The sequence below is a fragment of the Fundicoccus sp. Sow4_D5 genome (assembly GCF_052116365.1).
GTDB lineage: Bacteria > Bacillota > Bacilli > Lactobacillales > Aerococcaceae > Fundicoccus.
In genome coordinates, this window is sequence record NZ_JBQKLF010000028.1 from 1 (window position 1) to 701 (window position 701).

The 701-nt window shown below is 48.8% G+C and carries 7 tRNA genes; all 7 read left to right on the top strand.

The annotated features are described in order from the left end of the window. Positions 1–18: 18 nt before the first annotated feature. The 7 genes from ACTQ45_RS13600 (at position 19) to ACTQ45_RS13630 (ending at position 661) form a co-directional block, all read left to right on the top strand. Positions 19–91, top strand: a tRNA-Ala gene (locus tag ACTQ45_RS13600). 47 nt (positions 92–138) lie between these two features. Then, positions 139–212 (top strand) — tRNA-Met (locus ACTQ45_RS13605). A gap of 9 nt (positions 213–221) precedes the next feature. Continuing rightward, positions 222–295: transfer RNA gene (locus ACTQ45_RS13610), tRNA-Ile, on the top strand. A gap of 12 nt (positions 296–307) precedes the next feature. After that, positions 308–397 (top strand) — tRNA-Ser (locus ACTQ45_RS13615). 18 nt (positions 398–415) lie between these two features. Further along, a tRNA-Met gene (locus ACTQ45_RS13620) sits at positions 416–488 on the top strand. Between the two features lie 15 nt (positions 489–503). Continuing rightward, positions 504–574 (top strand) — tRNA-Gly (locus ACTQ45_RS13625). 13 nt (positions 575–587) lie between these two features. Beyond that, a tRNA-Ile gene (locus ACTQ45_RS13630) sits at positions 588–661 on the top strand. Positions 662–701: the final 40 nt, after the last annotated feature.

A 701-nucleotide genomic window follows, 5' to 3' on the forward strand; every position in this document is an offset into this window, starting at 1 on the left:
TTTTTTTAGAAATATTTTGGGGGCTTAGCTCAGCTGGGAGAGCGCCTGCTTTGCACGCAGGAGGTCAGCGGTTCGATCCCGCTAGTCTCCATTTTTTTCTTTAAATGTGAATAAAGTGTTACCCATTCACAATCTAATGGCGGTGTAGCTCAGCTGGCTAGAGCGTCCGGTTCATACCCGGGAGGTCATGGGTTCGATCCCCTTTGCCGCTATATAGAACCGGACCTTTAGCTCAGGTGGTTAGAGCAGACGGCTCATAACCGTCCGGTCGTAGGTTCGAGTCCTACAAGGTCCATGTTCAAGTTACGGAGGATTACCCAAGTCCGGCTGAAGGGAACGGTCTTGAAAACCGTCAGACGTGTAAAAGCGTGCAAGAGTTCGAATCTCTTATCCTCCTTAACCAAACTAATATTATCGCGGAGTGGAGAAGTTGGCATCTCGTCGGGCTCATAACCCGAAGGTCGTAGGTTCGAGTCCTACCTCCGCAATTTAAAATGGAAGATGCGGGTGTAGTTTAGTGGTAAAACTACAGCCTTCCAAGCTGTTGTCGTGAGTTCGATTCTCATCACCCGCTTTTAGTAGAATACGGGCCTGTAGCTCAGCTGGTTAGAGCGCACCCCTGATAAGGGTGAGGTCGATGGTTCGAGTCCATTCAGGCCCATTTAGCAGACTAAGGATAGACAAACCATTTGATCACTTAA